Source organism: Streptomyces sp. NBC_01276, assembly GCF_041435355.1.
Lineage (GTDB): Bacteria > Actinomycetota > Actinomycetes > Streptomycetales > Streptomycetaceae > Streptomyces.
Map to the genome: position 1 here is coordinate 7,209,796 of NZ_CP108442.1, position 21,777 is coordinate 7,231,572.

23 protein-coding genes are annotated in these 21,777 nt (G+C 75.0%); 13 read left to right on the top strand and 10 right to left on the bottom strand.

Annotated features, from left to right (window positions below; translation table 11 throughout):
- Positions 1–150: 150 nt before the first annotated feature.
- Positions 151–1,068, top strand: a complete 918-nt coding sequence (locus OG295_RS32460; RefSeq protein ID WP_371681373.1) for an NADP-dependent oxidoreductase — start codon at positions 151–153, stop codon at positions 1,066–1,068.
- Between the two features lie 27 nt (positions 1,069–1,095).
- Here OG295_RS32460 and OG295_RS32465 read toward each other — a convergent pair whose 3' ends face one another.
- The 3 genes from OG295_RS32465 to OG295_RS32475 all read right to left on the bottom strand — a co-directional run bounded on the left by OG295_RS32465 (position 1,096) and on the right by OG295_RS32475 (position 6,640).
- Positions 1,096–4,041 (bottom strand): poly(A) polymerase, encoded by a 2,946-nt coding sequence (locus OG295_RS32465; RefSeq protein WP_371680188.1) that lies wholly within the window; start codon positions 4,039–4,041, stop codon positions 1,096–1,098.
- Positions 4,041–5,849, bottom strand: coding sequence for an RNA ligase family protein (locus OG295_RS32470; protein WP_371680189.1), 1,809 nt, complete (start codon positions 5,847–5,849; stop codon positions 4,041–4,043). Before OG295_RS32470 ends, OG295_RS32465 begins: the two co-directional genes overlap by 1 nt.
- A 146-nt stretch (positions 5,850–5,995) precedes the next feature.
- Positions 5,996–6,640 (bottom strand): hypothetical protein, encoded by a 645-nt coding sequence (locus OG295_RS32475; RefSeq protein WP_371680190.1) that lies wholly within the window; start codon positions 6,638–6,640, stop codon positions 5,996–5,998.
- Positions 6,641–7,007: 367 nt separating this feature from the next.
- On the opposite strand from OG295_RS32475, the gene OG295_RS32480 reads away from it, so the two are divergent.
- The 6 genes from OG295_RS32480 to OG295_RS32505 all read left to right on the top strand — a co-directional run bounded on the left by OG295_RS32480 (position 7,008) and on the right by OG295_RS32505 (position 12,322).
- Positions 7,008–8,015 (top strand): NUDIX domain-containing protein, encoded by a 1,008-nt coding sequence (locus OG295_RS32480; protein ID WP_371680191.1) that lies wholly within the window; start codon positions 7,008–7,010, stop codon positions 8,013–8,015.
- Positions 8,016–8,066: 51 nt separating this feature from the next.
- Positions 8,067–8,585, top strand: a complete 519-nt coding sequence (locus OG295_RS32485; protein ID WP_371680192.1) for an SRPBCC family protein — start codon at positions 8,067–8,069, stop codon at positions 8,583–8,585.
- Between the two features lie 184 nt (positions 8,586–8,769).
- A complete protein-coding gene (locus tag OG295_RS32490; RefSeq protein ID WP_266836741.1) occupies positions 8,770–9,504 on the top strand; it encodes an SDR family oxidoreductase in 735 nt (244 codons plus the stop codon).
- Between the two features lie 117 nt (positions 9,505–9,621).
- A complete protein-coding gene (locus tag OG295_RS32495) occupies positions 9,622–10,254 on the top strand; it encodes a hypothetical protein (RefSeq protein WP_371680193.1) in 633 nt (210 codons plus the stop codon).
- Between the two features lie 76 nt (positions 10,255–10,330).
- Entirely contained in the window at positions 10,331–11,260 is a 930-nt protein-coding gene (locus OG295_RS32500; protein ID WP_371680194.1) for a TIGR04222 domain-containing membrane protein, read from the top strand.
- A gap of 144 nt (positions 11,261–11,404) precedes the next feature.
- Entirely contained in the window at positions 11,405–12,322 is a 918-nt protein-coding gene (locus OG295_RS32505) for a class I SAM-dependent methyltransferase (protein WP_371680195.1), read from the top strand.
- 88 nt (positions 12,323–12,410) lie between these two features.
- On the opposite strand, the gene OG295_RS32510 is transcribed toward OG295_RS32505, so the two are convergent.
- Together OG295_RS32510 and OG295_RS32515 are read right to left on the bottom strand one after the other, a co-directional pair.
- On the bottom strand, positions 12,411–13,916 hold the full coding sequence (locus tag OG295_RS32510; RefSeq protein ID WP_371680196.1) for a DEAD/DEAH box helicase: 1,506 nt from the start codon (positions 13,914–13,916) through the stop codon (positions 12,411–12,413).
- Positions 13,917–14,090: 174 nt separating this feature from the next.
- The gene (locus OG295_RS32515) at positions 14,091–14,585 is read right to left on the bottom strand and encodes a MarR family winged helix-turn-helix transcriptional regulator (RefSeq protein ID WP_371680197.1); all 495 of its coding nucleotides are present in this window, start codon (positions 14,583–14,585) and stop codon (positions 14,091–14,093) included.
- Positions 14,586–14,676: 91 nt separating this feature from the next.
- Here OG295_RS32515 and OG295_RS32520 point away from each other — a divergent pair, with 91 nt between their 5' ends.
- Entirely contained in the window at positions 14,677–15,045 is a 369-nt protein-coding gene (locus OG295_RS32520; protein ID WP_371680198.1) for an HGxxPAAW family protein, read from the top strand.
- Positions 15,046–15,161: 116 nt separating this feature from the next.
- Positions 15,162–15,365 (top strand): cold-shock protein, encoded by a 204-nt coding sequence (locus OG295_RS32525; RefSeq protein ID WP_266836731.1) that lies wholly within the window; start codon positions 15,162–15,164, stop codon positions 15,363–15,365.
- A gap of 42 nt (positions 15,366–15,407) precedes the next feature.
- Here the strand turns inward: OG295_RS32525 and OG295_RS32530 are convergent, their stop codons facing one another.
- The 5 genes from OG295_RS32530 to OG295_RS32550 all read right to left on the bottom strand — a co-directional run bounded on the left by OG295_RS32530 (position 15,408) and on the right by OG295_RS32550 (position 18,320).
- Positions 15,408–16,025 carry a TetR/AcrR family transcriptional regulator gene (locus tag OG295_RS32530; RefSeq protein ID WP_371680200.1) on the bottom strand — a complete coding sequence of 206 codons (618 nt, stop codon included), beginning with the start codon at positions 16,023–16,025 and terminating at the stop codon, positions 15,408–15,410.
- Positions 16,022–16,375, bottom strand: coding sequence for a DUF1304 domain-containing protein (locus tag OG295_RS32535; RefSeq protein ID WP_371680201.1), 354 nt, complete (start codon positions 16,373–16,375; stop codon positions 16,022–16,024). The genes OG295_RS32530 and OG295_RS32535 overlap by 4 nt, the downstream gene beginning before the upstream one ends.
- A gap of 75 nt (positions 16,376–16,450) precedes the next feature.
- Positions 16,451–16,645 carry a ferredoxin gene (locus OG295_RS32540; RefSeq protein WP_371680202.1) on the bottom strand — a complete coding sequence of 65 codons (195 nt, stop codon included), beginning with the start codon at positions 16,643–16,645 and terminating at the stop codon, positions 16,451–16,453.
- Between the two features lie 5 nt (positions 16,646–16,650).
- Positions 16,651–17,838: a cytochrome P450 gene (locus tag OG295_RS32545; protein WP_371680203.1), complete on the bottom strand. Its 1,188-nt coding sequence runs from the start codon at positions 17,836–17,838 to the stop codon at positions 16,651–16,653.
- Between the two features lie 143 nt (positions 17,839–17,981).
- Entirely contained in the window at positions 17,982–18,320 is a 339-nt protein-coding gene (locus tag OG295_RS32550) for a thioredoxin family protein (protein WP_371680204.1), read from the bottom strand.
- 134 nt (positions 18,321–18,454) lie between these two features.
- Here OG295_RS32550 and OG295_RS32555 point away from each other — a divergent pair, with 134 nt between their 5' ends.
- The 4 genes from OG295_RS32555 to OG295_RS32570 all read left to right on the top strand — a co-directional run bounded on the left by OG295_RS32555 (position 18,455) and on the right by OG295_RS32570 (position 21,760).
- Entirely contained in the window at positions 18,455–18,724 is a 270-nt protein-coding gene (locus OG295_RS32555; protein ID WP_371680205.1) for a hypothetical protein, read from the top strand.
- Between the two features lie 351 nt (positions 18,725–19,075).
- Entirely contained in the window at positions 19,076–20,308 is a 1,233-nt protein-coding gene (locus tag OG295_RS32560; RefSeq protein ID WP_371680206.1) for a hypothetical protein, read from the top strand.
- Positions 20,292–21,068, top strand: a complete 777-nt coding sequence (locus OG295_RS32565; protein WP_371681374.1) for a hypothetical protein — start codon at positions 20,292–20,294, stop codon at positions 21,066–21,068. Before OG295_RS32560 ends, OG295_RS32565 begins: the two co-directional genes overlap by 17 nt.
- Before the next feature lie 335 nt (positions 21,069–21,403).
- The gene (locus OG295_RS32570; protein WP_371680207.1) at positions 21,404–21,760 is read left to right on the top strand and encodes a YciI family protein; all 357 of its coding nucleotides are present in this window, start codon (positions 21,404–21,406) and stop codon (positions 21,758–21,760) included.
- The last annotated feature ends 17 nt before the right edge of the window (positions 21,761–21,777 follow it).

A 21,777-nucleotide genomic window follows, 5' to 3' on the forward strand; every position in this document is an offset into this window, starting at 1 on the left:
CGCGCCGCGCCGCGCCGTGCCCGCCCCGCCTCCCGGGGCGGGCACGGCCTTTCGTGGTGGGATGGACAAGGGGGCGCTTCCACCAGATCACGGCACCGGATCACGGCTCACGGAGAGGGCACGCACATGCCGGAGGACACCCAGGCCACCATGCGGGCGATGACGTACGACACCTACGGCGGGACGGAGGTGCTCTCCGAGACCCGGCAGCCCGTCCCCAAGGTCGGCCCCGGCGAGGTCCTCGTCCGGGTCCGCTGCGCCTCCGTCAACCCCGTGGACTGGAAGATCATGGCGGGAGGCCTCGACGCCCTGATGGACGTCGTCCACCCCGTGGTCCCGGGCTGGGACGTGGCCGGCACGGTCGAACGCGTCGGCATCGACACCCCCGAGTTCGCCGTCGGGGACGAGGTCATCGCCTACGCCCGCAAGGACTACGTGCACGGTGGCACCTTCGCCGAGTACGTCACCGTCCCCGTACGGGCCCTCGCGCCCAAGCCCCTCTCCCTCAGCTGGGAGCAGGCGGCCGGCCTGCCCCTGGCCGGGCTCACCGCCTACCAGCTGCTGACCCGGCTCGGCACGGGCGAGGGCGACACCGTCCTCGTGCACGGTGCGGCCGGCGGCGTCGGATCCCTCGGCGTGCAGATCGCCCGCGCGCTCGGCGCCCGGGTCATCGGCACCGCCTCCCCGCGCAACCACGACCGGCTGCGCTCCCTGGGCTGCGAGCCCGTCGCCTACGGGGACGGCCTGACCGAGCGGGTCCGCGCCCTCGCGCCCGAGGGCGTCAGCGTCGTCGCGGACTTCGTCGGCGGTGTCCTCGACGTCACCCTGGCCGTCCTCGCCGAGGGCGGCCGGCACGCCTCGATCGCCGACCACACGGTCCTCGGCGCGGGCGGCCAGTGGATGTGGGTCCGCCCCGCGGGCGTCGACCTCATGGCCCTGGGGGCCCTGGCCGACGCGGGGCAGCTGACGGTCACGGTCGCCGAGACCTTTCCCCTCGCCGACCTCGCGGCGGCCTTCGCCCGCAGCCAGTCCGGCCACACCGCCGGCAAGATCGTCATCGAGGTCTGACCGCCCGCACGGGCGGGGACGGGCAGATCAGGGGAGGAGACGGCCCCGGACGGGGTGGTGGAGGTCGGGGACCTCGCCGTTCGCGGCCAGGGTGACCGCCACGCCGGGGAGGCCGGCCGACCAGGGGCCGGCGAGTGCCGCGAGGGCCTGGGAGTCCGGCGGCGTGGGGCCCAGGCCGATCGCGTACCGGGCCAGCGTGCCGGTCCGCTCGAACGGACGGGGCCAGGCGTGCGCGTCCGGGACCCCGGTGTCCGCGAGCGCGCCGAGCAGGGCGCGCACCCGCCCCCGGGTGCGGCCCATCCGCTCCTCGAACTCCCGCGGCACGTCGGCCCGTACGTCCACCACCGCCCACGCCGCGTGCCGGCGGTGCAGCGGCGGAGCCGACAGGAGCCGGTCCGGCCCGTCGGGATCCTCCTCCAGCAGCTCCCACGCCCGGTACAGCTCCCGTACGAGCAGGTCCCGCATCCCGGCACCCACCTGCCCCGTGCAGCTGCGGACCGGCGCGGAGGGGGTGAGGACGGTGACCGGGTCCGGCCCGGGGAGGGAAGGGGCGCCGGGGTCCAGGGCCACCGGCCGCGTCCAGTCCCAGGCCGCCCAGGCCCCGAAGAACTCCCGCCGCAGCGCCCCCGCGGAACGCTCCCCGCAGTCCCGTACGGTCCGCGCGGCCAGCACCGACCAGGCGAGCCCCGGCAGCCCCCCGAAGGGCGCCGAGTCCAGGCCGCGGGCCCGTGCCCAGGCCTTCACCTCCCGCGCCAGCCGGGCGAAGGCGGCGTGGTCGGCGCCCACCGACTCCCGTACGGCGTCCGCGTCGCCGAGCGCGCTCAGCGCCACCGCGGCCGCCTCGCCCAGCTCCGCCCCGCGCTCCACGGCCCGCGCCGGCTCCAGCGCGCCCGCGGCGACGATCACCAGGTCCACGTCCAGTCCGGACTCCCGCAGCCGCAGCCCCGGCACCCGGGCGCCGGTCACCTCCCGCAGCCGTTCCGCCTCCGGCAGGGCCGCCGCCACCCGCGCCCGTACCCCCGCGATGTCCGGCGCGCCCGGCAGCACCGCCACCAGGTCCAGGTCGGCACCGGGCAGGGCGCAGCCCATCCGGCGGGAGCCGGCCGTACGCACCAGCCCCTCGGGCAGGGCCGCCGCGATCCGCGCGCCGATCCGCCCGGCGGCTCCGGCCGCCGGATCGGCCCCCGCCGTCGCGGAGGCCCCCGCCGTCGCCGAGGCCGCCGGCTCGCCCGCCTCGCCCCGCTCGGTCGTTCCCGCGGGGGAGGCCGGCGCCGCCTCCGGGACCCACCGGACCTCGCCCGTCCCGAGGGCCACCGTCGCCCGTACCCGCATGGGCCCGTCCCCGCGCCGCGACAGGACGGCCAGCGAGCCCACCCGCGCCGGGGCACCCCCGCCGAGCCGGGCCGCCCACTCCCGCTCGGCCCGCCGCGGATCCCCGCTCCGGCCCAGCGTCAGGTGCGGGGTCCAGCCGCCCGCGCGGCCCGCACAGTCCGGGAACCGGTCCACCAGGGCCCGGCGCAGCTCCTGCCAGGGGGCGTCACCGCCCGTGCCCGCCGCCGGGTCCAGCCACAGCGTGGCTTCCTCCCGGTGCCCGAAGGAGTGCACCCCCTCCAGCCGGGCCGTGAACGGCCGCCGGCCGGCCGCGACCCCGGCCAGCAGCGGCAGGGCCTCCTCGAAGGAGGACTCCGGCACGAAGCCGAACAGCAGGTTCACGTGCGCGGGCCAGCGCCCGGCCGCCGGGTCGTGGGCCCGGCGCAGCTCCTCGACCGCCGGGTCGTGCGGCGGCAGCCACGCCACCGCCGTCCGCGCCGTCACCGGTACGCCGCTCAGCGCGGCTCCCGCGTCCGCGGCCCCGTACTCCACCGTGGCCTCCACCCCGAAGTGGTCGGAGGTGAACAGCCCCTCCGGCCCCGGCACATCGCCCCGCAGCGCGGCCGCCCGCACCCGGAGGCGGCCGGACGGCCGCAGCAGGATCCGGTCCAGCCGGCCCGCCCGGCCCGACAGCGATGCCAGGGCGGCCAGCGGGTTCACCCCCGGGTCGAAGGTCGGGGTGTCGTCCGCCGGGCCGTTCACCTCGGTCCAGGCGTCCCGCATCCCCAGCGCGGCGGCGGGCCCCTGGTCCCCCGTACGGCCGTCGTTGAAGTCGCCGAGCAGCGCGAAGCCCAAGCCGCCGTCGACGACGGCCAGCCCCTCGGCGAGCCGGGCCAGTTCGGCCTCCCGCCGGCCGGCCCCGTTCTCGGAGTGATCGCTGCTCAGGTGCGTCGCCGCGACGACCAGCGGGCCGCCCTCCGTGTCCACGGTGACGGCGGTGACCGCCTTGTGCCGGCCCAGTCGGTGCGCGCCCGCCTCCCGTACCGGCAGCCGGCTCAGCAGCAGCAGCCCGTTCTCGGCCACGTCCGTGCTGTCCGGATCGGTGCCCAGCCAGTACCCCTCACGCACCCACGGCTCGGCCAACAGCAGGGCGAGCAGCGCCGGTTCGACCTCCTGGAGCGCGATCACGTCGGCGTCGGCGGCCGCCAGAGCGGCCAGCAGCCGCGGCCTGCGCCGCGCGGTGGCGATGTGCGGGGCGTCGTACCGGTCCCACAGGACGTTCCAGGTCAGCAGCCGCACCCGCGCCGGGGGACCCACGGCGGGTCCGGAGGCCGCCGGCCGCCAGCCGCCGCCGTCCGCCGGATCCCACGCGTGCGGGGTCCGGGCGGCGAAGAACGGGGTCGTCAGCACGCGGACGTCGCCCACCCGCCCGGCCCGCGTCTCGTCGATCCGGTCCACCCCGGTGGCCCGGTCCCACACCAGTTCGTCGTCGGCCTCGACGAACAGCACCCGGTGCCAGGGGATGTCCCCGCCCGGCACGAAGGAGGGCAGCGGCACGCGCTTGGGGGCCGCGCCGCGCTGGAGGAGGCCGAGGGTGAACCGCGCCGGGTCGAAGCGGGGGTCCCAGCGGACCTGGTGGTACAGCTGCTCACTGGTGCGCATCAGACGCCCTCCCCTTCACCTTCACCGCGCGCGGGTCCCGGCCCGCCCGCGGTGTCCTCGACCGTGCCGCCCGCGCCCACGTACCAGGTGCGGTGCGCCTCCCCGGGGTACGGAGGGGCGAACCGGCGCAGCTGCGCCGCCAGTACCGCTCCGGGCACGGGATGGGGGCGCACGGAGTTGCGCCTTACCAGCTCGGGCTCCCCGACCAGGACCACGACCTGGGTGACCAGCGCGTCGCGGCGCCGTGCGACCGCACCGGCGAGGCTTCGCTGCCGTTCCGTCAGGGAGGTGGCGTCCCACACCACGGTGCCGCCCGCGGCCAGCGCCCGGTCCAGCCGCTCCAGCCCCTCGCGCAGCACCTCCGGGTTGGCCCGCTGGTCGGCGCGCGCACCGCGGGCGGAGCGCAGGTCGTCCAGGCTCACGTACGCGTCGGCTCCCGGCAGGCTCCGGGCGAACGTGCTCTTCCCGCTGCCCGAGGGGCCGCACAGCTGCACGAGCCGGGGGAAGGACCCGGCGTCGCGCCAGCGCCAGGTCGCCGCCACCGCCTCCTCGGGGGTCGACAGCGCGCCCCGCCCGTAGGCCTCGCGGGCCTCGGCCCAGCAGCGGTCGGCGGCGTCCCCGTCCAGGCCGGCGAGGGCCCGCCGCAGTCCCGTCCGCAGGCCGCGCAGCGGGTCCGGGGCGAGCAGCCCCGCCTCCTCGGCACAGAGCGCGGACCACTCGACGCACTCCCGCGCTCCGGGGTCGTCCTCGCCGTCCGGCAGCGCCGCCGCCAGCGCGTGCAGCACCCCGAGGTCGGCCGCAGCCGCCAGCCGGACCAGCCCGGCCCGCCGTTCCTCGTCCGGGAACGGCCGCCGCAGGGCCGGGTACAGCCCGACCAGGTCCGCCACCCGCCGCGCGGCCGCCATCCCGAGCGGCCCGGCCGCGAGCCGCGCGCCGAGGGCGGCCCGTGGTTCGCGGTGCAGCGCGGCGGCCAGGACCCCGGCCAGCCGGGCGTCCCCGGTGCGGCCGGCGCCGTCGAGCCGGGCGGCGACCTCGGCGACGGCGCGTGCGGCATCCGCCTCGGCGACGGCGCGTCCGGGACCGGCCCCGGCGCCGTGGTTCTCCGCGGCCGGTGCCGGGCCGGGTCCGACCGCGGCCAGCAGCCCGGCCACGTCCGGCTCGGAGCCCGAACGGACCGCCCACAGCGGGGCGTTCGCGCCGAGCCCGTTCGGGACGACGGGTGCGTACATCCAGTGGGTGTCGGTCCGCACGTGGCCGCCGCGGACCCACTTGGCCACGCAGCGGCCGAAGTCCTCGTGCCGGAACCCCGCCGTGGTGCGGACGACGTAGCCCTCCTGGCGGGTGGTGTCGATCCGCAGCCGCCGCAGCGCGCGCTCGTCATAGACGCCCCGCCAGAGCACGCGCGGCGTGGGAACGCCGAGCCGCCGCAGGAAGCGCACGGTCCGGTCCCAGCCGAGGCAGTGGTCGCCGTCCCACACGGAGAACCCGTAGAACCAGCTGTCGAGTTCCTCGTAGGCGAGCGAATGGCGGGCGTAGAGGTTCTCCCCGCACACCCGCCGGCCCTCCGGTATGCCGGAGCCGATCCGGCCCTGGAGGCCCTTGACCCAGGCGCGGGACGGGTGGTGTCCCGAATCGAGGGAGCGGGCGTGCAGGCCGTCCCGGTAGAGGGTGGTGTTCTCCCCGTCGAGCTTCTCGGTGACGACCACCTCCCGCCCGGCCAGCGCCGACGGCCCGCTCACGCGCACGTCGTCCGGCGTGGCGCCCGGGGACCACGGCAGATGCGCCGTACGGGGGTAGTGCGTGCGCATGATCGGGCTCCTGGCGGGTGACGGGGCGTCCGGTCACTCTAGGTATCCGGAGCGGGAGCATCCACCCCATTTGCCGGCGCTACCGGGACCCGGCCCGGACGGCGGACCGGGCGGGGCCCGACGCACCGTCGGTGACGCCCCCGGCATCAGTGACACAGGGCGACGATGGACGGGTCGACCCTCCCGCGGGCCGCCGCGCACAGGGGTGCCATGTCGAACGTCCGCCCCGGGGCCGGCCGGGGCGCGGCCGGCGCGGGCCGTCGCGCGGCCGGCGCGGGCCGACGGGCGTGCGGCTCGGGGGCGGCGGGAGCGGCGGCGGGCCCGCGGTGCTTCGGGCGGGCGGGGGAGTCCCGGCGCGGACGGGCGGGCTCCGGAGCGGGCGCCGCTCCCGGCCCGTCGGCCCCGGGCCCGGCTTCCGCCCCCGCCGCCCCCGCCGCGCCCGCCGCCGGACCCGCCGCGCCCGCCGCCGGACCCGGCTCCGCGTCCGCTCCGGCCCCGCCCGGACCGGGATCCGCCGTGGTGGGCGGAGCCTCCGGGAGCGGACCCAGCGGCAGTTCCCGTACCGGGGCCCGGCGTGCCGGAGCCGGTGCGGTACGGGCGGCCTCGGCGATCCGGGCTGCCCCCGCGGGATCCGGGGGCCGTACGGTCACGCACCCGGCGGTCAGCGCCAGCACGGCGAGCAGCAGGGGTACGGCCAGGGGCGCGGACAGCGGAACGGCCCGCGGCGGGAACGGCGGGAACGGGGGGACGGGCGGGTCGGGGAGGCCCGGCAGGGCCCGGCGCGAACGCATCCGCCCACCCTGCCGCACCGCAGCCCCGCCGGGCGCGCTCCTTCACACGGACGGGTGAGCCCAGCCCCGGCCCCGCCCCGGAGAGCCGCGCGGCCGGCCACCGCGCTCCGGGGGCCGCCCGGCGCTCTCCGTACGCGGTGCGCGTCGTACGGCTGTCGTGCCTTCCCGGCCGGTTACGTGGTCGGGCCAGCGGGTTTCACCCCGACGGCCCGCACGGCGCACAGTAGCAAGATCGACATAACCCGGTAATAAAGAGGTATAGGGAGGGTAAAGCGGATCCGCCCGCTCCTGGGGTCGCCGCCGTAACCCGGGGGCCGCGCCCGCTGTTGCACACGCGGCGGGTCCACCCACGGTGAACGGAGTTCCCATGCCCCAGCTGACCGACGACCCCGAGCGCGCGGGCACCTGGATGACCCCGGAGGATTACGGGGCCTCGCGCGCCGCCCTCTGGACCGGAGCCGTCGTCCTCGTCACCGACCCCGACGGGCGGATCCTCGTCCAGAGCGTCGACTACCGCTCCGACCGGCTCCTGCCCGGCGGCGCGGTGGACGCCGGCGAGTCGCCCGCGGCGGCCGCCGCCCGCGAGGTGCGCGAGGAGCTCGGCGTCGACGGCCACTACCCGCGCGGGCTCGCCGTCGACTGGATCCCCGCCGACACCCCCGGCTTCCCGCCCGAGATGCGCTTCCCCGGCGAGATCCTGCACGTCTACGACGGCGGCACCTGGACCCCGGACCGGATCCGCTCCGTCCGGCTGCCCGACCGGGAGATCACCGGCATCGACTTCGCCGAGCCCGCCGACCTGCCCGCCCTGATGGACCCGGGCGACGCCCGCCGCGCCCTGTCCGCGCTGCGGGCCCGGATCAACGGCTCCGGGCCCGCCCTGCTGGAGGACGGCCGCCCCACCAACCCCACGGACCTCGACCGGCTCGGCGTCCTGCGCACCCGCCGCACCCCGCAGCACGGCACCTGGCACCCCGGCCCGCTCCCCGCGCACCTGCCCGTACGGGAACGCTCCGGCTGGCTGTTCGCCCCCGACGGACGGGTGCTCCTGCTCATCGCCCGCGCCACCGGCGCCGCGCACCTGCCGGGCCCGGCGGCGGAACCCACCGCCGGGGCGCTCGCGCTCGGCCACCGGTACGCCGACGGGGGTGCCTCGGCCCGGACGGCGGCCCGGCTCACGGCCCTCGCCCCGGCCGCGGACCCGGCGTACGCCCGGCTGCTGGCCACCCCGGAACAGGTCCGGGAGCTCAGCGACTGGGGCCCGGCCGGCCGGGAGGAGCTCGCGTCGGTGCACGCGGCCCGCGCCCGCCTCGCCCTCCCGGCCCCGCCCCGGACCCCGCCCGTGGAGCTGCCCGAACAGGGTCTGCGCTGGTGACGCCCCCTTCAAATCCCGCGCGGGCGGCGGCCGGTCCCGCAGCATGGGGCCATGGACGACAGCGTGATCGACTACACCCTCTACATCCAGGCCGATCCGGCCAGGGTCTGGCAGGCCCTGACCGACCCGGCCCTCACCCGCCGGTACTGGGGCCCGAGCTTCGAGACGGACTGGGCGGTGGGCTCGCCCATGGACTGGGTCGAGCGCGGCGCCCGCACCAGCGACCCGGCCCAGGTGGTCCTGGAGTGCGTCCCGGACCGCAGGCTCTCCTACACCTGGCACACCTTCAGCACCCAGTGGGCCGCCTCCGCCGGCATCGGCGAGGAGCTGCGCGCCGAGCTGGCGGCCGAGCCGCGCACGACGGTGACGTACGAGATCGAGCCGGTCGGTGACACCCTCGCCCGCCTGACGGTCCGCCACGAGGGGTTCACCCCGGGCGGCACCCTCATCGGCATGTGCGCGCGGGCCTGGCCGATGCTCGTCTCCAGCCTGAAGACGCTGCTGGAGACCGGTGCCCCGCTGCCCGAACCGGGGCACGCGGCGGGCCGGTACGAGTCGTACGGGCACTGACCCCCGGGACGCCGGGCCCCACCGCGGCGGCGCGCCGCGGTGGGAGAGGAGGATCCCGTCCACGCGCACGCGCTCGCGCTCGCGGGGGCCGGCCGCCCCCGATCCCGCTGCCCCCACCGGACCGCGACCGCCCCGGACGGGGACTGCGATCATGGAAATTCGACCCTTGATCGGAGTGCTGACCATGGCATTTGAACACCACCGTGTCGTCATCACCGCGGCAGGACGGGACTTCGGGCGGACCCTGGCCCTGCGCTTCGCCGCGCGGGGCGCCGAGGTCCACCTCTCCGCCCGTACCCCCGAAGCCGCGGCGCGGGTCCGCGAGGAGATCCTCGCCCAGGGCCACGACGCCGACCGCGTGCACGCGTACGCCTGCGACCTGACGGATCCGGCGTCCGTACGGGGCTTCGCGGCCGCGGTCGCCGCCCGCGCGGGCCACGTGGACGTCCTGGTCAACAACGGATCCCGCTACCAGCACGGCACGGACCTGCTGTCCGCCTCCGACGAGGACGTGGTGGAGACCCTCGCCTCCGGAGCCACCGGGACGGTCCTGGCGACGAAGGCCTTCCTCCCGCTGCTCCTGAAGTCGGACGTGCCGGACATCGTGACCATGGTCTCCGGCTGCGGGGAGCGGGGGAACCACCGCTCGGACGCCCACGACTCCTTCTACGCGGCCAAGAGCGCCCAGGCCGGGTTCACCGAGACCCTCTCCCGCCGGCTCCGTGACCAGGGCGTCCGGGTGATCTCCCTCTACCCGCCGGACTTCGACAACCACGATCCGCTGTCGGAGGCCTGGGAGGGCGCCCCGCGCACGGCGAAGGACCCGCTGACCGCCCAGTCGCTGGTGGACTGCGTCTTCTTCGCCGTCGGACAGCCCCGCGACTGCTTCATCAAGGCGTTCTACTTCGAGCAGGTCTGAGCCGGCCCGCCGCCCGCTCCGCGCCGGGGGCCCCGGAGCCAAGGGGTTCCGGGGCCCCCGGCGCGGAGGGTACCCCTGGGCGCCCCCCGTTCACGCCGGTCGTGTGGAATGGGAGGCATGGGGATACGCGATCACCAGACGAGCCGGCCGCCGGGAGGCGGTCCGGCGTACCCGGCCGCAGCGCCCGCGGGCACCGGGGCGGCCCTCCGTCGTCCCACGGCGGATCCGGGGGAGGCGCCGCACGAGGCGTCCCGGGACGCGGCCGTCCCCGGGCGGTGGCGCTACACCCGGCACCTCGACCGGCTGGCCGCCGTCGCCGCCGTGGCGGGAGGGCTCCGGGCGGGAGGACCGCGGGAGGCGGAGGCGGAGGCGGAGGCGGAGGCGGTCGCGGCCGTCCTGCGCGACCCCGACCCCGTGATGGCCGAGAGCGCGGTGGTCACCCACCTCGACCGCCGCGCGCCGAGGCTGCTGCCCGGCACGGAGTTCCCCGAGTGGGCCCGTGCCCTGTACCCCGTCCTCGACGGCCATGCCTTCCCGGCGCGCAGGCTGCGCGAGTGGACCCTGCTCAAGGCGATCGAGGCGGGCACCGGCTGGAACCCCGTCGAACTCGCCGCGGCATCCGACTGGTGCCAGCACACGGCTGCCCGCTCCCTCGCCTCCCGCGAGGCCCTGACCCTCCTCGCCGCTTCCGCACGCACCCGTCGCGTGCGCAACACGGCGGCCCAGCGCTTGCGCAGAAGCGCGGCATAGGGTCCGTACGGGGTGTTGCCGCACCCCGTACCCGGCCCCACACTCACCCTCAGGCAGCTGGCACCGGGGGGTACAGATGTGGTGGTTCGTCCTTTTCGTCCCATCTGTTCTGTTGCTGGGGGCGGCCTGCGCCCGGCGGATCCGGGCCTTCCGCCGGATGGCCTCCCCACCGGTCCGCGTACCCCGGAGTACCGGGGAACCCCTGACGGTCTACGAGGTGGCCCACCTGCGCGGCGGCCGGGGGGCCGTCGCCGAGACCGCGATGGCGGTGCTCCACGCCAACGGCCGGCTCCCGGTGGTCGGCACCTACGAGGTCTCCCTCACGGCCAGGAAGTCCCGCGAGGAGGTGGAGGCCGCGGTCCTCGCGGCGCGCGACGGCCGGACCGCGCGCGACGCCCGGGCGGTCCGCGCGTCGGTCACCGCCTCGCCCGCCGTCGGCCGCGTCGTGGCCCGGCTGGTCGCGCAGGGCCTGGCCGTGGACACCGCGTACGGCGAGCGGGTCCGGCGGGCCGAGGTCCTCGAAGCGGTCGCGGCCGTGGTGGCGGGCGGCGCGGCCGCCGGTGCCACCGTCTGGGCCGCCCTCGCCGGGGACGGTCCGCCGTGGCCGCTCGGCGCCTTCGCGGTGGCACTGGGAGTCTGGGCGGTGCTGCGCGTGCGGCGTCCCTCCCCGTCCGCCCTGGGCCACGGCACGCGGACGGGCCGCGCCCTGTACCGGGCGACCCTGGAGGACGACGCCTGGGAGCCGCGCCCGGCCCGGTCCGTCCAGCTGCCCTCCAGGATCCGGGGGACCGCCGGGGCCGTCGCCCGGCAGGGCCTGGCCGCCACCGGGCGCCTGCCCGAGCTGGCCGCGGCACTGGCGGGCCCGCCCCCGCCCCTGCCGCCGGTCCGGCTCCCCGGGCCGTCCGGGGAGGCCTCCGGCCGCACGGTCTCGGACCCGCCGGCCCTCGGGGGCGTGGGCTGCGGTGGCGGCTGCGCGGGGTGCGGAGGATGCGGGGGAGGTCTGTGAGGTCCGCCCGGATCCACGGCCGGGGAGAGCGGAAGGCGTAGTACCGAAAAGCTCGCCATCCGCCGTTCGGGGGTTTATCTTCGGCATACCTGGCCGGGTGTAACAGCGTTGAACCGATGCCATTCCGCTGGAGGATGACTCTCCGTGCAGCACGTTTCACAGGCTCCCGTCACCACCCCCGACGCCGAGCCCGCGCCGCCCGAGCCCCGCGCGTTCAGCCAGGTCAAAGGCTGGTTCTCGGCCTATGACCAGGTGCTCTTCGACTGGTTCCTGAAGCGCCAGAACGCCACCCCCGAAGCGTCGGGCGACATCCTCGAACTGGGGGCGTTCCTGGGCAAGAGCGCGATCTTCCTCGCCGGATACCTGCGGGAGGGCGAGGAGTTCACGGTCTGCGACCTCTTCGACTCGCCCGCGCCCGACGACTCCAACCTGGCGGAGATGCGGGACTCCTACCCCACCCTCACGCGCCGCGGGTTCGAGACGAACTACCTGGCCTTCCACCCGTCCCTGCCGACCGTCATCCAGGCCCCGACCTCGGTGGTCGCGGACCGGGTGCGCCCCGGCAGCTGCCGTTTCGTCCACGTCGACGCCTCCCACCTCCACGAACACGTGGTCCAGGACATCGCCTCCTCGCGCCTGGTCGCCACCCCCGACGCCGTCGTCGTCTTCGACGACTACCGCGCCGCCCACTGCCCCGGCGTCGCCGCCGCGGTCTGGGGGGCGGTGGCCGGCGAGGGACTGCGCGTGATCGCGGTCTCCGCCTCGAAGCTCTACGCGACCTGGGGCGACCCCGTGCCCCACCAGTCGGCGCTGCTGGCCTGGCTGGAGGGCCGCACGGACCTGTGGCACGGCGTGGACGTGGTGGCCGGGCACCCGCTGGTGCGCATAGGCGACGAGGGAGTGGCGGCGCCGCCCGCGCCGAAGCCGCTGCGCCCGCCGGCCGAGCCCGTCGCGGCCCCGGCCGCCGCCGTGAAGCCGGTCCGCTGGCGCCGGCTGGCCAAGGACCTGCTCCCGCCGCTGCTCACCCGCGCCATCGTGGCCCGGCGGCGGCGCCGGGGCTGACAGCCGGACGTACGGCGCCGTTCCCCGCTTCCAGCGGGTCCGGCGCCGTACTCGGGGCGCCGGGCCCGTGCCGGCCAGGGCCGCCGCGTCAGGGTGTCAGGCCCTTGCGGACCCGGGCCGCGCGGCGGGCCTCGGCCGCCTGGCGCGCCTCGATGGTCTTGCGGGACTCCTTGCCCTTGCCGGGCCGGCCCGGGCGGGTGCCGATCCCGCGGAACCCGAGGTCCGTGCCGCTCGGCCGGCCCTTGGCGTCGGTCGGCGCGGACCCGGCCAGCGGGACGCCGGAGGGAGCCTTCGCCCCGGTGATCCGGCTCAGCGCCGCCTCGCCGGACCGGACCTGGGTGATGGTGGGCCGGATCTTGGCGTCGGCCATCAGCCGCGTGATGTCACGCCGCTGGTTGGGCGTGATCAGGGTGACCACCTTGCCGGACTCGCCGGCCCGCGCGGTCCGGCCGCCGCGGTGCAGGTAGTCCTTGCTGTCGGCCGGGGGGTCCACGTTGACCACGAGGTCGAGGTCGTCGATGTGGATGCCGCGGGCGGCCACGTTGGTGGCGACCAGGACCGTGACCAGGCCGTCCTTGAACTGCCCCAGGGTCCGGGTGCGCTGGGGCTGGGACTTGCCGCTGTGCAGCCCCTCCGCCCGTACGCCCATGGCCCGCAGGTGCTTCACGAACTGGTCGACGCCGTGCTTGGTGTCCAGGAACATCAGCACCCGGCCCTCGCGCGCGGCGATCTCGGTCGCCGCCGAGACCTTGTCCGCCGCGTGGATGTGCAGCACGTGGTGGTCCATCGTGCCGACCGAGGCCGACTGCGGGTCCACCGAGTGCGAGACCGGATCCTTGAGGTAGCGGCGCACCAGCTGGTCGACGTTGCGGTCCAGGGTGGCGGAGAACAGCATCCGCTGCCCGGCGTGGTGGACCTGGTCCAGGATCTCGGTGACCTGGGGCATGAACCCCATGTCGCACATCTGGTCGGCCTCGTCCAGCACCGTGATCCGCACCCGCTCCAGGTGCACGTCACGCCGTCCGACCAGGTCGCTCAGCCGCCCGGGGGTCGCGACGACGACTTCCACGCCGGTGCGCAGCGCGCCCGACTGGCGGCCGATCGAGAGCCCGCCGACGACGGTGGCCATGCGCAGCTTCAGGGCCCGCGCGTACGGGTCCAGCGCTTCGGTGACCTGCTGCGCCAGCTCGCGCGTCGGTACGAGGACCAGGGCGAGCGGGCGCTTCGGGTCCGCCTGCTGTCCCGCCGTACGGGCCAGCAGGGCCAGGCCGAAGGCGAGGGTCTTGCCGGAGCCGGTACGGCCGCGGCCGAGGATGTCACGGCCCGTGAGGGAGTTGGGCAGGGTCGCCGCCTGGATCGGGAACGGCTCGCGCACCTCCTGCTCCACCAGGGTCGTCACCAGCTCAGGGGGGAGGCCCAGTTCGTCGAACGAGGCCACCGGGGGCAGTGCCGGGGTGCCCGTGCGGGGCATGGCGAACTCGCCCTGCGGACCGAGGGTCCGGGGCGTCTTGCCGCCGTGCTTGGCTCCCGGCTTGGAGCCTGCCTTCGCTCCGGCCTTGATGCCGAAACGCCCATGAGCTGACGGGTTCTTCATGCAGAACCTTCCGTGAAGAGAGCGGGAGGGGACGGGCGCGGAGGGCGGACGGGACCGTGAACGGCGACGAGCCGGGCCCGTACCCCTCGGTACGGCCCCGGCTCGTCGTACGTGTCCGCATCGGGCCAAAGCGCCCCGCGCCTGAAGTTTCCCGCCCATTTTACCAGTCGGGACCTACGGAGCCGCGGGGCCGGGTGCATCGCCGCAGACCTCGGCGTGATGGGCCCGCATCTGCTGCGCCGCCCGGTCGAACCAGTCGGCGATGACGGCGATCTCATCCGGGGTGTACTCGGCGAACACCGTGCCGAGCCGCGCGTAGAAGGGTTCGTACACGGCGACGACCCGCGCGGTCGCCGCCGGATCGGCCACCACCCGTACGCGGCGCCGGTCGGCCGGGTCCGGGCGGCGGTGCGCGTAGCCGGCGCGCTCCAGGCGGTTGAGCACCCCGGTGACGGCGCCGGTGGTCAGGTTGGTCAGTTCGGCCAGGTCGCCGGCGGAGAGCGGGGTGTCGGCGGCTCCCAGGATGTGGCCCAGGCAGGTCAGATCGGTGACGTTCAGGCCGAGCCGCTGCGCCATCTCCTGCTGCCCGATGAGCCCGAGGGCCACGAACCGGTCCATGCGTGCGAGGGCCTCCCCGGCCGTGACCGGGGGGCGGGTCTTGCCGTGCACCCACACACTCCTTAGTATCTAAGTTACTTAGCTCGTGAGATAAAAGATCCTGCTCCGAGCCTACTGCCGTCCGTCCCTCCGAGGAGAATCCATGAGCGCACACGGACACGTCGACCTGGGCCACACGGTGGCCGGCTGGACCGGCACCGCCCTGGCCCTGCTGGGCACCGCCGGGGCCGGAGCCGCGCTCTGCGCCGGCTGGGCTCCCGGCGTCTGGGCGGGTCTCGGTCTGGTCCTGGTGGCGGCGCTGGTCACCTGGCTCCTCCATCTGGCCGGCTGGGGCAAGCCCAGCGGGCCCCGCCCGGAGGCCGAGTGGGACTGGCGCGTCCGGGACACCGCCGCCCGTACGGGGCACGCGGACTGCCTGGGCTGCCGGGCCGGCGGGCCGCGACGGGCCGCCGCGACGGCCCTCGCCCCCCGGTCCGCGGCGTCGTCGCCCGCCGCGGACCGCAGCGCGTGAACATCCGGGTCCACCCCCCGGTCGGCCGCGCTCGGAGTGTGGCCGGCGTGACGGGTGGGCAGTATCGAGACGGCCGCACGTGCGGCCCGAGTGGAACGTTGAGAAGGATCAGCCAGATGGCAACAGGCATCGTGAAGTGGTTCAACTCGGAGAAGGGGTTCGGCTTCATCCAGCAGGACGACGGCGGCCCCGACGTGTTCGTGCACTTCTCCGCCATCCAGACGACCGGCTTCAAGGAGCTGGCCGAGGGCGCGAAGGTCGAGTACGACGTCACCCAGGGCCCCAAGGGCCCCCAGGCCGAACGGGTGGTCACGCTCTGACACCGCTTCGCGAGCCCAGCCCGTGAAGGGAGCCCCCGCCGGTCATCCGGCGGGGGCTCCAGCGCGGTGGAGGGCCAGCAGCAGGGCCCAGATCCGGTCCGCGAGGGCGCCGGGGGACGCGGGGCCGGCCGCCGTCCGCTCGGGGTCCGCCGGGATCAGGCCGTGCAGCCAGTCCGCGAGGACGCCGGTGAAGGCGGCCGCCACCGCCGAGGCCACCAGGTCCGGGTTGGGCGCGCCGACCGCGACCCGCTCGGCGCGGGCCCGGGCGCGCAGCTCCCGGTGCAGGCGCTCGCCGAGCGGGCCGCCGCCGCCCGGCAGGAGCAGCGTGCGGTACAGGGCCGCGTGGCCCTCGGCGGCGGACAGGAACCCGGCGAGGGCGGCCGGGGGCCGGGCCGGGGGCGGCGCCGCCCGATCGGTCTGCCAGGCGTGCAGGGCGTCCACCGCCGCGTGCACGACGTCGGCGCAGGCGTCGACGGCCAGCGCGGGGAGGTCCTCGTAGTGCAGGTAGAACGTCGCCCGGCCGACCCCCGCCCGGCGGACCACCGCCGAGACGCTGACCTCGGCGAGCTCCCGCCCGGCGCCGCACTCGGCGAGCAGGGCCTCGCGCAGCCGCGCCTTGGTCCGGGCGGTGCGCGGGTCCCCGGCGCGCGGGCCGCTCACGCGGCGAGCAGCGCGGCGCCCAGGGCGAGCGCGCCGGGCAGGGCCTGGGCCACGAGGATCCGGCGGTTGGCGGTGGCGGCCCCGTACACCCCCGCGACGATCACGCAGATCAGGAAGAAGACCTGCGTGTCGAGGGCGTCGGTGACCAGCCCCCACACCAGGCCGGCGGCCAGGAAGCCGTTGTAGAGGCCCTGGTTGGCGGCGAGCGTCGCGGTGAGCCGCGCCGTGTCCGCGTCGAAGCCGGACAGGGCGCGCCCCGGTGGCCGCTGCCACAGGAACATCTCCAGGACCAGGAAGTAGGCGTGGAGCGCGGCGACGACGCCGATGAGGACCTGAGCGACCGTGTGCACGGCCCCTCCCTCCGTCTCGGGAACCGATTTCCTGGACGACTGTACAGGAAATCGCCGCCGCGCCCGGCCGGTACCTCAGTCCTCTCCCACGGTGATCGCCGAGACGGGGCAGGCCCGCGCGGCCTCCCGCACGAGGGCGCTGCCGTGTCCGTCCTCCCGTCCCGGCAGCACCTCGCCGAGCCCGTCGTCGTCCTGGGTGAACACCTGGGGCGCGGTCAGCGCGCACTGGCCGGCGCCGATGCAGCGGTCCTGGTCAACGGAGATCCGCACGCCGCTCACCAGGCCACGGGGAGTTCGACCATGCCCTGGATGGTGTCCCCCGGCTTGAACGGGATCCGGTCCGGTTCGGCCGCCAGCCGCAGGCCCGGCAGGCGCCGGAACAGGGTTCCCAGCGCGATCTCCATCTCCGCGCGGGCCAGGTTCTGGCCGAGGCACTGGTGGATGCCGAAGCCGAAGGCCAGGTGGTGCCGGGCCGGCCGGTGCCAGTCGAGGGCGTCCGGTTCGGGGAACACCGCGTCGTCGCGGTTGATGACGGAGGTGGAGAAGACCACCCCGTCGTCCGGCCGGATGGTGACCCCGCCGATCCGGATCTCCTCGGTGGCGACCCGCAGCATGCCGTCGGCGATGGACAGGAAGCGCATCAGCTCCTCCACCGCCTCCGACATCAGCGAGGGGTCGGCCCGCAGCTCGGCCAGCTGCTCCGGGTGGCGCAGCAGGGTGAAGGTGCCCAGCGAGATCATGTTCGCGGTGGTCTCGTGGCCCGCGATCAGCAGGATCGTGGCCAGGGAGACCAGTTCCTCGATGTCGGTCTCGCCGGTCTCCAGGCGGTCGGTGACGAGTTCGTCCAGCAGTCCGTCGCCCGGATCGGTGCGCTTGCGCCGGATCAGGGCCTCCAGGTAGGTGTCGAGCTCGTGGCGGGCGTCCTCGACGTCGGCGGGCTCGGGGCCGCGCAGCAGCCTGCGCGACTGGGCCTCGAAGAACTCGTGGTCCTCGTAGGGGACGCCGAGGAGCGCGCAGATCACCATGGAGGGCACCGGCAGGGCGAAGGCGCCGACCAGCTCGGCGCGCGGCCCGGCCGCCACCATCGCGTCGATCAGCCGGTCCACGGTCTCCTGGATCCTGGGCCGCAGGGCCGCCGTGCGCTTGACCGAGAAGCTGGGGATCAGCATCCGTCGCTGCGTGTTGTGCTCCGGATCGTCCACCCCGAGCAGGGCGACGCGCCGGTTCTGCAGCCCCTTGAACCGCCGGGTGGGGGCTGGGAAGGACTCCTTGGTGCGGTCCGTGGACAGGCGCGGATCGGAGAGCAGGGCGCGCGCCTGCGCGTGGCCGGTGACCACCCATACGGAGCGGCCGTCGAAGAGGGTGACCCGGGAGAGGGGGCGCGCCTCCCGGAGGGGCTCGTAGGCGGCCGGCGGGTGGTAGGGACAGGTTCGGTCCTGGGGGAAGGCAACGGCATCGGACATGGAAAGCAACACCTCGCAAGCGATGGTTCCGTCTCGCCGGATTCCATTACATGCCTGAGGCACCTATCTCACCTATGCCACTTTCGGCCAGTCTGACCGGGTTCACCCGGGCGCGCGTCCCCGGCCCCACCGGGGCGGTCGGCTCAGAGGTGGGTGTCGAGGAACGTCCGGAACTCGTCCCCCGTCAGCGGGCCGGCGTGGGTCGCCACCGCTTCCCCGGACCGCAGCAGGACGACGGTGGGCGCCCCGGTCACCCCGTGGCGGAGCACCGCCCCCGGGCAGCGGGTGATGTCGGCGCGGACGGCGGTCAGGCGGCTCCCGTACTCCTGCGCCAGTTCCGCGAGGAGTCCGTCCATCACCCGGCAGGCCTCCACGGCCTTCGGCCAGGTGCCGGTGAAGCAGACGAGGACCGGGCCCCCGGTCATGCCGACGATGAAGTCGAACTCCTCGTCCTCCAGTGGCCGGTGTACCCGACGGGCCATGGGTGTGCTCCTTGGTCGCTTGTCTGCCGTGACCGTCAGCCTAGGTGGTCCCGACAAGGCGCGCGGACGCCGGAGCCCGGCCGGACGGGGCCGCTCCGGGCGGGATTGTCAGTGCCGCCTGTGAAGCTGGCCCCATGGACGACAGGATGCTGCGGCGCCGGGTCTACGGCGGCGACCACGACGACCCCGACCCGGGCCCGCGACCGGGCCACAGCTACGGCGAACTCGTCGGCGGCCCCCTCGACGGGCTGCTCCTCGACGTCACCGGCTGGAGCGTGCGCCGACTGGGCGAGGAGGCCCGGCTGCCCACCGAGATAGGGCGTTACGGGCCGGGCGGGCGGGCCCACTACCGCCGCCGGCCCGGCGACGCGGACCACTGGGACTGGTCCGGCGACAGCAGGTAGGGCGCGGGGGCGCGCGGACGGACCCCCGATCCGCCGACGTGTGACCGGGGGCCCTGCACGTCTCTTCCGCCACGGCCCACCGATCGGATGCGCCGGAAGCGGACGGATCGGAGGCCACACCCGCGCGACCTCACCGCAGCGGCTCCGCGCACCGTCCGTACAGCAGCACCCGTTGCCCGACGTCAAGCCCCGTGAGATCATCAAATTTCAACGGTCCGTCTCCTTTCGTCCGCGCATCGCAACGCGGGCGAAAGAGTGCGGGCCGTTGCCATGTCCACGGTTTCGGGCAATCCACCAGGATCTGTGGACGTCGTGGACGGGGAGGGTCCCAGTGCGAAGGGCAGGTCCGGTTTGAAGTACGCGACAGAGCCGACGGAAGCCCGCATCGAGGATGCGGGCAACATCCTGGTCGCGCCTTCGACGTTGCACGACCAGGACGTGATCAGGGAGTTCTTCGGGTCCACGACCACCCCGGAGGACCTTGCTTCCGGTTCGCCGGACCTCGCGCAGAAGACCGTCTACCTGTGTGGCGACGTATCCGGGGTCAGCCGCCGCCAACTGGATGCGGCGGAGCGGGTGTTCGTCATCCGGGAGCTGTCACACGGCTACCGGGAGGACGCCGGCGAGCCGTGGACGCCCGTCGGCCTCGGCCGGGTTCCCGTCCGTGTGCACGGTGCCGGCGTGTACTACCGCCGCTTCTTCGGCCCCGGTGCCGATCACTTCGGACGGATCCGTGCGGAGCACGCGTTCCAGTCCCTGACGGAGTCCACCAAGCCCGGAACCGCCCATCGCAGCGGCATCTATCTGACGCCCGTCACGCGAAACGGTGACGAACTGCATTTCCGCCTGCTCCGGTGCTCCACGAACCTCTCGGGGCCGACCGAGGGCTTTCGCCCGACCGACACGAGCATCGTCGAGGACCTGAACCGCGAGGCCGCCGCCGTCTTCCGGAACCACGCACCGCTGAATCACGTCCTCGCCCAGATCTACCACAACACCCTCGCGACGGCCGGGCGCAAGCAGTCCAAGGCCAAGATCTCGGCCCATGCCGACAAGACGAAGGACATGCCCGTCAACGGCATCATGGCCTTCTGCACCTTCTACGACGGGCTCGACAAGCTGCAGCCCCTGGCCGAAGACGCCTTCGACCACGGGGTCAAGGGTGTCAGCGGGCTGACCAGGCTCCACTTCCGCCTCAAGGAGCCGAGCGGAGAACGCGACGGGGTCGCGCTCCCCGCGCAGTTCACCCTGACCCTCTATCCCGGCTCCGTGTTCTTCATGCCGCTGTCCGTCAACCGCCTGTACACGCACGAGATCCGGCCTTCGGGACTGGACGCGGAATCGCTCCCGACCCGCCTGGGATACGTGGTGCGCTGTTCGAGCGCCGAAGCCGTTCACAAGAACGGCCACACGTTCCTCAAAGCGGCCGGAGGCCTGGTGCGGCTCGGGCCACCCACGCCGGCGGGCATGGACGAGCTGCGCAGGCTGTACGCCGAGGAGAACAGGACCTCGTCCTTCATCGACTACGGCGACGAATTCCTCTTCAGCATGAACACGGGAGACTATGTTGCCCCCCGGGTCTAGGATCTCGGACGAGATCCTCTCGTGCGCTCTGCCGGCCGAGGAGAACCTCTTCGCGGAGCTGTCCGCATCGGTTCGTTGGGAAGACGTGGGGAAAGGCCGGCAAGGCGCCACGCTCACCAGGATCGACGAGTCGGACGGTGTGCCCCTCGTACGCACCACCACCCGGTACGGCAATCCGACGCAGCGTTTCCGGGCGGTGCACGAACGGCTGGCGCGACAGGTCCAGGAACGTGCGGCGCTTTCGGTCGGCTTCAACAACGCTCTCATCGAGAACTACACGAACGCCTACAGGACCATGGGCGCCCATTCCGACCAAGCCCTCGATCTTGCCGACGATTCGTTCATCGCCGTCTTCTCCTGCTACCGGAATCCCGAAGCGAGCCCGTCGAGGAAGCTGATCTTCGAATCAAAGGGGTCCGGTGGTGACGCGTTCGAGATCCCCCTCGCCCACAACGGCGTCGTCGCGTTCTCCGTCGACTCGAATCGGCGGCTCAGGCACAAGATCGTAGCCGCCACGCCCATCGGGGCGGCGGACAACCGATGGCTGGGCGTCACGTTTCGGACGTCGAAGACCCTCCTTCGATTTCACGGCGGACACGCCCACCTTCCGCAGGGTGCGCGCCTCCAGCGGGCCGACGACGAGCAGCGGAGCGAGTTCTACCGACTGCGGCGACGTGAGAACCACGAGACGGACTTCGTCTACCCCCCGCTGACGTACACCGTCAGCGAGAGCGATCTGGTGCCGCCCGTCCGGCCCTGAGGGCGTCAGGGCGGCTCACGCGGAACCGTCCTGGACCGCAACGGCATGCGCGGCCCGGCGGGCGGTCGCCGAGCGGCCGCCACCGCCCGCTGGTCCGGCGAGCGGCGGGTGCGCGGATGGGCCGCCCCGGCCTCTCGGAGGGGCCTGGGGCCGCGATCCTACTCGGCAGTAGCCCCGGTGGGCACGGGTCCGGACCCACCCGCCGGCCTCTGTCGGGTGGCCGCCCTCCGGGATTCTCCGAAGAATTTCCCGGGAGCTGTCGATCCGGGCGCCTCCCGTTCGACGCAGGGGTGAGAGACGGGGAACGTCCCCGCCCTCCCGACCGAGGAGTCACCATGCCGCGTTTCCTGAGCCTGATCCGCATCGACGAGCAGAACCTTCCCACCGAGGGCTTCCCCGCGGACTTCGAGGAGCGGATGGGCGCCCTGATGGAGGAGATCACCAAGGCCGGGGTCATGCTCGACACCGCCGGGCTGCTCCCCACCTCCGAGGGCACCCGGGTCGACTGGTCCGGGGGGAAGCTCAGCTTCACCGACGGGCCCTTCACCGAGACCAAGGAGGTCGTCGGCGGCTACGCCCTCCTCCAGTGCAAGGACAAGGCCGAGGCACTGGAATGGACCAAGCGGTTCCTGTCGATCCACCCCACCAGCTGGCACGTCGGCGCCGAACTCCGCCAGATCCAGGAGATGTGACGCTCCGCGCCCGCCCC

Coding starts and splice junctions, on each gene's coding strand:
- OG295_RS32570 (WP_371680207.1), top strand. CDS start 21,404: ATGCCGCGTTTCCTGAGCCTGATCCGCATCGACGAGCAGAACCTTCCC.
- OG295_RS32470 (WP_371680189.1), bottom strand. CDS start 5,849: ATGCGCACGCACTACCCCCGTACGGCGCATCTGCCGTGGTCCCCGGGC.
- OG295_RS32550 (WP_371680204.1), bottom strand. CDS start 18,320: ATGGCCCGTCGGGTACACCGGCCACTGGAGGACGAGGAGTTCGACTTC.
- OG295_RS32465 (WP_371680188.1), bottom strand. CDS start 4,041: ATGCGCACCAGTGAGCAGCTGTACCACCAGGTCCGCTGGGACCCCCGC.
- OG295_RS32545 (WP_371680203.1), bottom strand. CDS start 17,838: ATGTCCGATGCCGTTGCCTTCCCCCAGGACCGAACCTGTCCCTACCAC.
- OG295_RS32525 (WP_266836731.1), top strand. CDS start 15,162: ATGGCAACAGGCATCGTGAAGTGGTTCAACTCGGAGAAGGGGTTCGGC.
- OG295_RS32555 (WP_371680205.1), top strand. CDS start 18,455: ATGGACGACAGGATGCTGCGGCGCCGGGTCTACGGCGGCGACCACGAC.
- OG295_RS32490 (WP_266836741.1), top strand. CDS start 8,770: ATGGCATTTGAACACCACCGTGTCGTCATCACCGCGGCAGGACGGGAC.
- OG295_RS32480 (WP_371680191.1), top strand. CDS start 7,008: ATGCCCCAGCTGACCGACGACCCCGAGCGCGCGGGCACCTGGATGACC.
- OG295_RS32485 (WP_371680192.1), top strand. CDS start 8,067: ATGGACGACAGCGTGATCGACTACACCCTCTACATCCAGGCCGATCCG.
- OG295_RS32500 (WP_371680194.1), top strand. CDS start 10,331: ATGTGGTGGTTCGTCCTTTTCGTCCCATCTGTTCTGTTGCTGGGGGCG.
- OG295_RS32460 (WP_371681373.1), top strand. CDS start 151: ATGCGGGCGATGACGTACGACACCTACGGCGGGACGGAGGTGCTCTCC.
- OG295_RS32510 (WP_371680196.1), bottom strand. CDS start 13,916: ATGAAGAACCCGTCAGCTCATGGGCGTTTCGGCATCAAGGCCGGAGCG.
- OG295_RS32475 (WP_371680190.1), bottom strand. CDS start 6,640: ATGCGTTCGCGCCGGGCCCTGCCGGGCCTCCCCGACCCGCCCGTCCCC.
- OG295_RS32520 (WP_371680198.1), top strand. CDS start 14,677: ATGAGCGCACACGGACACGTCGACCTGGGCCACACGGTGGCCGGCTGG.
- OG295_RS32495 (WP_371680193.1), top strand. CDS start 9,622: ATGGGGATACGCGATCACCAGACGAGCCGGCCGCCGGGAGGCGGTCCG.